4 protein-coding genes are annotated in these 2,545 nt (G+C 31.0%); 3 read left to right on the top strand and 1 reads right to left on the bottom strand.

What is annotated here, in order from left to right:
• Positions 1 to 433 (top strand): SPFH domain-containing protein (locus ACVC2P_RS00715; protein ID WP_452596567.1); only part of this gene is annotated, 433 nt, incomplete at its 5' end.
• Between the two features lie 67 nt (positions 434 to 500).
• Here ACVC2P_RS00715 and ACVC2P_RS00710 read toward each other — a convergent pair.
• Positions 501 to 1,022 (bottom strand): thioredoxin family protein, encoded by a 522-nt coding sequence (locus tag ACVC2P_RS00710; RefSeq protein ID WP_452596566.1) that lies wholly within the window; start codon positions 1,020 to 1,022, stop codon positions 501 to 503.
• Between the two features lie 268 nt (positions 1,023 to 1,290).
• Here ACVC2P_RS00710 and hisG point away from each other — a divergent pair, with 268 nt between their 5' ends.
• Both hisG and ACVC2P_RS00700 read left to right on the top strand, forming a co-directional pair.
• Positions 1,291 to 2,148: an ATP phosphoribosyltransferase gene (hisG, locus tag ACVC2P_RS00705; RefSeq protein ID WP_452596565.1), complete on the top strand. Its 858-nt coding sequence runs from the start codon at positions 1,291 to 1,293 to the stop codon at positions 2,146 to 2,148.
• Positions 2,149 to 2,173: 25 nt separating this feature from the next.
• Positions 2,174 to 2,545 (top strand): histidinol dehydrogenase (locus tag ACVC2P_RS00700; protein WP_452596564.1); only part of this gene is annotated, 372 nt, incomplete at its 3' end.

Here is a 2,545-nt window from a genome sequence, read left to right as displayed (position 1 = left end):
AAGAAGTGTCGTTGGGCGTTACACACCAGAACAATTGTACTCTACTAAAAGAGATGCTATACAAAAAGAAATTTATGAAGAAACTAAAAAAATTGTAGAACCACAATTCATTCAATTAAACTCTGTTTTAGTACGCGATGTAACATTGCCTCCAACAATTAAGCAAGCCATAGAGCGTAAACTAAAACAAGAACAAGAATCTTTAGAGTACGAGTTTAGATTGGTTACAGCTCAAAAAGAAGCCGAAAAACAACGTATTGAAGCACAAGGTAAAGCAGATGCAAATAAAATATTAAGCGCCTCTTTAACAGATAAAATTCTTCAAGATAAAGGTATTGAAGCAACAATAAAACTATCAGAATCTTCAAACAGTAAAGTTATTGTTATAGGATCTGGAGATAGTGGAATGCCAATAATATTAGGAAATCAATAAAAAGGAAAGCTTTAAAATAAAAAAATCGATGCTTTTAAGCATCGATTTTTTTATATATAATAGCCAATTATTTTTCTATAATAAATTGCTTGCTAACTATTTTTAAATCAGCATCCGTTAATTTAGAAGAAGCTTTTAGTTTATTTACAAACTCAGCAACTTCCTCAGGAGTAGCAGGGCAACCCAAATTATCTCCTTTAGCATTAAAAGAATCCTCTATTAATTTTCCTTTATTGTCAAAAATCAACCAAAACGGTAAACCAGCTTGTCCACCCTTATAACGCTCTAAAAAAGCTTGAGCTCCAGGATTCTCTAAAGCTTTATTTTTAGCAGATTCCATAACTGTTAAATGCTCAATAACATAATTATCTTCAAATAACTGTTTAGTAGTATCAGCCATCATGTTTTTATCCATTTTTTTGCACCAACCACACCACGAAGCATGAAACATTATAAAAACATTTTTATTCTCTTTTTTTGCTTTAGCATAAGCCTTTTCTAAAATAACTTTTGAATCCTCTTGGGCATTAAGGTTAAAAGAGCACACAATAATTAAGGAAAGGGATACTAATAAGTGTTTAATTTTCATAAGTTTAAGTTTTTTATATGTTAAAAATATAGTTTTAAATAATATAAATTAGGATTTATGAAATATTTTTTTAGATATTTGCATAACAAAATAAAGACATGACATTTATTCAATTACATCATCATCATTTTCACACTGGCAGCCAAGCGAGATGAAAATGTATTGAATAAAATCAAAATATTTAAAAAACCCGTTTGAGCCAATCAAACGGGTTTTTTGTTTCTACTCGAATTTGGTTGGTTCTATACTTTAAAAACAAGTAGAAATAATGACTAAACTAAAAATTGCAGTACAAAAATCAGGAAGACTTAATGAGGATTCAATGAAAATCCTTAAAGACATTGGCGTTTCTATAGATAACGGAAAAGATCAATTAAAAGCTTCTGCTCAAAACTTCCCCTTAGAGGTCTTTTATCTAAGAAATGGAGATATCCCTCAATACCTAAGAGACGGAGTAGTAGATGTTGCTATAATTGGCGAAAACGTATTAATAGAAAAAGGAGACGATTTACCCATAGTGGAACGTTTAGGTTTTTCAAAATGTAGAGTATCTATAGCAGTTCCAAAAGAAGCTACAGCAAGCACTTTAAAAGATTTAGAAGGAAAACGAATAGCGACCTCTTATCCAAACACAGTTAATCAGTTTTTAGAAAAAAACGGTATTACAGCAAATCTTCATATTATAAATGGCTCAGTAGAAATAGCACCCAATATAGGTTTGGCAGATGGTATTTGCGATATTGTTTCTAGTGGAAGCACACTATTTAAAAATGGATTAAAAGAAATAGAAGTACTATTACAATCTGAAGCAGTATTAGCAGTATCTCCAAAAATATCCAACAATAATAAAACCCTACTCGAAAAACTTCAATTTAGAATACAATCGGTATTAAAAGGCCGGAACTCTAGATACATTCTATTAAATGCTCCAAATGATAAATTGCAAGACATAATAAGTAGCCTTCCAGGAATGAAAAGCCCAACAGTACTACCATTGGCAGAAGAAGGTTGGAGTTCTGTACATTCTGTTTTAGATAAAAATGCATTTTGGGAAGTTATAGACGAACTTAAACAAAAAGGAGCACAAGGTATTTTAGTCTGTCCAATAGAAAAAATGGTTGTTTAATAATAGAATTAATTCCTAAAAGAAAATGAAGACAATTATAAATCCCAAAAGAAGCGAGTGGAATGCAATTTTGCAAAGACCAACACAAACAGTAAACGATATAGAAACCACAGTAAATCAAATATTTAAAGATGTAAAACGTAATGGAGATAAAGCCATAGAAAAGTATACAGAACTATTTGATGGAGCCAGTTTAAAAACAAATATAGTAACTAAAGAAGCCGTTGAAGCCGCTTCAGTATTAGTGCCACAAGCATTAAAAGAAGCCATAATAACAGCAAAAACTAATATAGAAACCTTTCATAAAGCACAAAAAACAAGTGTAGTTTCGGTACAAACACAAGAAGGCGTATCCTGTTGGCAAGAAAAACGACCAATAGAAAAAATAGGTTTATAC

It is taken from the genome of Pontimicrobium sp. MEBiC01747, assembly GCF_053601635.1.
Note: the sequence above shows the minus strand (reverse complement) of the source record. Positions and strands in the feature narration are given on the sequence as shown.

Bases quoted from the DNA above. Each gene is read 5' to 3' on its own strand.
- hisG (WP_452596565.1), top strand. From the start codon at position 1,291: ATGACTAAACTAAAAATTGCAGTACAAAAATCAGGAAGACTTAATGAG.
- ACVC2P_RS00710 (WP_452596566.1), bottom strand. From the start codon at position 1,022: ATGAAAATTAAACACTTATTAGTATCCCTTTCCTTAATTATTGTGTGC.